Origin of the sequence: Geminocystis sp. GBBB08 (assembly GCF_016743215.1) — a bacterium.
Taxonomy (GTDB): domain Bacteria; phylum Cyanobacteriota; class Cyanobacteriia; order Cyanobacteriales; family Cyanobacteriaceae; genus Geminocystis.
The window spans coordinates 1-4182 of sequence record NZ_VRZC01000243.1 but is presented as its reverse complement, the minus strand read 5'-3'; the positions used below and the strand labels follow the sequence as shown (position 1 = coordinate 4182).

General features: G+C 33.1%; 6 protein-coding genes. 1 reads left to right on the top strand and 5 read right to left on the bottom strand.

The features are described from left to right. Positions 1 to 252: 252 nt before the first annotated feature. The 5 genes from FWJ34_RS18625 to rpmH form a co-directional block, all read right to left on the bottom strand. A complete protein-coding gene (locus FWJ34_RS18625; RefSeq protein ID WP_308256829.1) occupies positions 253 to 753 on the bottom strand; it encodes a R3H domain-containing nucleic acid-binding protein in 501 nt (166 codons plus the stop codon). Positions 754 to 768: 15 nt separating this feature from the next. Continuing rightward, positions 769 to 1911, bottom strand: coding sequence for a membrane protein insertase YidC (gene yidC, locus FWJ34_RS18620; protein ID WP_308256828.1), 1143 nt, complete (start codon positions 1909 to 1911; stop codon positions 769 to 771). A gap of 98 nt (positions 1912 to 2009) precedes the next feature. Continuing rightward, on the bottom strand, positions 2010 to 2402 hold the full coding sequence (locus FWJ34_RS18615) for a PH domain-containing protein (protein ID WP_308256827.1): 393 nt from the start codon (positions 2400 to 2402) through the stop codon (positions 2010 to 2012). Then, entirely contained in the window at positions 2392 to 2763 is a 372-nt protein-coding gene (gene rnpA, locus FWJ34_RS18610) for a ribonuclease P protein component (protein WP_308256826.1), read from the bottom strand. The genes FWJ34_RS18615 and rnpA overlap by 11 nt, the downstream gene beginning before the upstream one ends. Positions 2764 to 2842: 79 nt before the next feature. Beyond that, entirely contained in the window at positions 2843 to 2980 is a 138-nt protein-coding gene (gene rpmH / locus FWJ34_RS18605; RefSeq protein WP_066349386.1) for a 50S ribosomal protein L34, read from the bottom strand. A gap of 301 nt (positions 2981 to 3281) precedes the next feature. Here rpmH and FWJ34_RS18600 point away from each other — a divergent pair, with 301 nt between their 5' ends. Beyond that, a complete protein-coding gene (locus tag FWJ34_RS18600) occupies positions 3282 to 3932 on the top strand; it encodes a PAP/fibrillin family protein (protein WP_308256825.1) in 651 nt (216 codons plus the stop codon). The last annotated feature ends 250 nt before the right edge of the window (positions 3933 to 4182 follow it).

The window sequence follows — 4182 nt, the reverse complement described above, 5'->3', positions numbered from 1 at the left end:
ATCTAACTTTAAAGCCTGATAAGTTTTCCATCGTATTCCTGTTAAAAGTAATCGATTTTCTGAGATTGCTCTTATCTTTGTACTAGGTATCATTATATAACGAATAGTGAATAATAAATAGTTAATATATAGATAATAGTCAATATCTTTTCCTCTCCTCATCTCCTCCTAATTCCTAACAAGGGGTTTAAACTCCTTGCTCATTCCTCATTCCTCATTCCTCATCCCAAATTCTACCTTCTACATTCGTCATTATTGTTTTAATTTAACTAATAAACGTCTATCAGGTTCATTTCCTTGACTTTCTGTCAATAAATCTCCAGATTTCTCAAGAATGCTATGAATTTGACGACGTTCTACCGATGAAAGATAGCGTATCTCTTCTGGTACTCCTGTTACTCTTACTTTTTCCGCCGCTCTTTGGGCGATCGCCATTAATTCTGCTTGACGACGGAGACGATAGCCATTTAATTCAACGGTAAAGAAACGATGACTATTTTCATCGACACCGATATTAAGTAAAGAATTAACTAAGTATTGAATAGAATCAATAGTTTCTCCTTTTTTCCCGATTAAAGTTTCAATGGTAGGGAAATCTAAAGTACTGTCATCAATAGTAAGCCAACAGGAAATTATTTGATCCCCATTTTGTTCGATCCTATTTAAGTTAACATTGGCCGGAATACCCATTAATTTTAAGAGAGTTTCCAACCATTTTTGACCTTTTTGGATTTGTTCATCCATAATTGACATAAAATTTGTAATTAATTATGACGTTTTTTCTTTCTTTTTCAAGTTCTTTTTTTCAAAAGGAATTACTTCTCTACCCTTAGCCGCTTTTTCTTGCTCATCTACTATTTTTTGAATATTCTCTGGTAAAGGTTCACGGGTTAAAATCAGAGTTTGAATAGTTTGGAAAATGTTAGCAATAACAATATACATTAAAACTCCGGCCGGAAGGGGAAAGAATAAAAACATCCCCGAAAAGATTACAGGAGTAATTTTGTTGACAGTTTGTTGTTGATCTTTTCCAGCGGTTTGACCTGCCCCTGATAATTCTTGGTTAAGATAGATACTTAAGCCAAAGAAAATGATCATGCCCACAATATCCCAGTTAATCGAACCATCAGGATTAGTAGCACCAACTCTACCTAATGCTTTAATGAATAAAAATCCCTTATCCGCCGCAATACCCGGAATCGTAACTTGAATAGTAGCATCTCCTACTCCTAAAGCGGTAATTTCGCCATTTTCATTAACAGTAACTCTTTCTTCACCTTTGATAACAAGCCAACGAGGTTGTATATCGCTTTCAGGATATTGATTATTTAAGTCTTGTAATGATTTACCTTCGATGGTTTGTAATTCAATTTTTTCGCTTTCTCCCACGGTTAATTTATTCCCTGTGGGCAAAATAGCAGTAATTGCATTGTGCAACCCATCAGTAACAAAAACATTTTGAGCTTTGGTGCTATAGGGTTGAGGTGCAATACGTTCGATTTGTTCTTGGGGAAAAATCTGTACATCCACAGTATAGTTAATATCAGAAAAAGGTGATCCTCTCAGAGTAGCAAATAAAGCGAATAAAATTGGCATTTGTAACAACAAGGGAAGACATCCAGCTAAAGGATTACCAAACTCCTGCATTATTTTTGCCATTTCCTCTTGCTGTTTTTGAGGATTGTCTTTATATTTTTTTTGTACTTCTTCTTGTCTTTGTTTCATCAGAGGTTGAGTAATGCGCATTTTCCTCATATTGCGAATTTGTCCCGCACTTAGAGGATAAACGGCAATCCTAACAACTAGAGTCAGAGCAATAATGCCAAAACCATAACTAGGCACAATCCCGTAGAAAAAATCTAGGATTGGCAACATAATATTCGTTGATATAAAACCTATACCAAAATCCATTGTAGTCTCTTTAATTTACTATATTTTAAATTCTTAATAGATATTAATTGATCACGATCACCTTTGATTGTTAATTGCTCATTGTTCATTCTTCATAGTTACTGTGCGATCGCATCTATAGGTCTGCCAGTTTTATCGGCAGCACGTTCAGTAATATAATCATAAATTTCACGAAAACGAGGAATCGCGCGCATTTCTAAACGGCTTCTGTCTTTGAGAGTGACAACAATATCGCCCCAAAAACCTAAACCTCGAGGAACTTTGACTACTTTGACAATTTCTGAATAAATAACATCAGTACGATCTTTACCTTGCCAACCGCCAGTGATAGAAATTCGGCGATCGGTAATACGAAACCTTAACCATATAGCACGAACGACAGCTCCAACAGTAAGGGGGAGACAGATAACGGTAAAAGCCAATAAAACATTGAAAATAAGATCCCCAATATGAGGACCACCTTCATAAAAAACTTCTTCTCTAATGCCCATGAATTATTTCCGATCTAATTAATAACTGTTCCAATTCTCTCAAAAAATGTTCATAATTGCATTCTTGAGCTTCTGGTTTAACGATAATAACAATAAACCAACCCGGAGAAATATTCGGCAATAAACACCGAAATGCTGATCTAATTTGTCTTTTAATACGATTACGAACAACAGCTTTTTTGCTAACTTTACGACTTATAGAAATGCCTATTTTCGTGTCAACAGCTTGATTAACAGAATTTTCAGTCAAAGGTGATAAAGCTCGAATAATTAGATAATGACTAGAGCGGCGAATGCCCTGTTTATAAACAGTTTTAAAATCCCACCGCCTTTTAAGTCTGTGCTTTGATGGTAGTCCCACCTAAATTTATAGTAATTACAATACAAAAAATGAGAGATTGTGATTCTAAAGAAATAAAAATAAAAACTTAACAGTTAAGTTAGACAGATAATCTCTTTCTACCTTTATTACGACGAGCTTGAATCACTTTACGACCATTTTCAGTTCTCATGCGTGCACGGAAACCAGAAGTTCTCCTTTGTTTACGTCTTGTGCCATTTAATGTATGTTTACTCAACGGTTTTTCCTCCCTAAAATTTAGTTAATTAAAAAAACAGCAATATATATTATATGCTAGATTTACTTAATGAACAATTAGTTTAGTCAGGATCTGCTCTATAGTAAAATGAATTTTACTGCTAACAAATAACTTTCATTAAAATAAACTAGAAACTTGATCTGATAAGACTTTCAGTTCAATTTATCCAAACGCTGATTTTTAGCTTTGACATAAATTTCAAAGGAGTTTATCGGCCGTATGCCTAATTTCTAATTCTTAATTAAATAATTATCAACCATACAATAATCAAAGTAACATTTTGAATAGTCGCTTAATTCTTAAAGAAACATTATTATCAGAGATTAAAAAATTCGCTGATAACCGTCAAATTAACCCTGAATATCCCCTAACTGACTTAATGCTATCCCCTTCAGAAGTTAGTAAAATTGAGCAAATAACCGTTAATTTAGAGAGCTATAACCCCTTTCCTCGTCCTTTGTTTGATGGCATTAATTTACTTCAAGGAATTTGGCAATTACATTATTCAACAGCAAGAGAAATTCGTTCTTTAAATAAGTTACCTTTAGGCTTTAAATTACAGCAAGTTTATCAAATAATTGACACTCAAAAAGCTTCATTTTTTAATATTGCTTTTGTTGAACATTCTTCAAAATTACTCAAAGGTTATGTAAAAGTAACGGCAACTTTTGCTCCAAAAATAGCAGAAAATGAAGTTTTACCCAAGAATATAATTAATGTAAATTTTGATAAAAGATTTATTTCTATTAAAAAAATAGCTGGAATAAAAACAGCAATATTAGATCCTTTTAAGGTAGTTAAGGCGCGAAATCCTGAAGGAAGAATTCCTAGTTTAAAAGTTACTTATATTGATGAATCTTTAAGGATAGGTAGAGGAGGTGATGGTAGCTTATTTATTCTTTCTAAACAAGAAAAAATGATTAATACTTAAATAAAAATGTATTTAAAAAGTAATTCAATCAGGTAGTACTTATTTGATTAAAAACCATTATTAACTGATGTTACGCAAAAATAGAATTAATTGTATAGAGGCAATGCAATGCAAGGCAAGGGGCTTAAGCCCGTTGTTACCCCTTGTTAAGCTAGGAAAGCATTTAAGTCGTCTGGTGATGGAAGAGAAAAGGGAAAAGGAAAGAGTTAAAAGTTAAAACTTTAGATTATTTTTTAGAATTAATAGAAAA